The following is a 270-nucleotide window of genomic DNA, read 5'->3' as shown; positions in this document are numbered from 1 at the left end:
GGGCGAGGGCGGTGGCCTGGTCTCCGAGGGGCTGGGTGTGCCAGTGGTCGGCGAGGTGGTCGTAGGCGTGCGCGAAGTCCTCGGCGGTCAGCGGCATCGTCGGGTATTGCGCCTGCTGGAGTTCGACCGTGGCCAGCACCCGCAGCGCGCTCGCCCGGCCTGGATCGTCCTGTGTCAGTTCCTGCCAGCGGCTGAGGGGGAGGTCGTCGCCCGTGGCGATGCGGTGGGCGATGGCGGCCGCGCGTCGTGGCACGGAGTGGGTGTCCCAGG

The 270-nt window shown here is 73.0% G+C and carries 1 protein-coding gene; it reads right to left on the bottom strand.

From position 1 onward, the window contains the following. A partial coding sequence (locus IF37_RS40520; RefSeq protein WP_158727473.1) for a hypothetical protein occupies positions 1-253 on the bottom strand: 253 nt, incomplete at its 3' end. Positions 254-270: the final 17 nt, after the last annotated feature.

This window comes from Streptomyces sp. NRRL S-31 (assembly GCF_000718775.1).
Taxonomy (GTDB): Bacteria; Actinomycetota; Actinomycetes; order Streptomycetales; family Streptomycetaceae; genus Streptomyces.
This window is presented reverse-complemented; position numbering and strand designations above follow the sequence as displayed.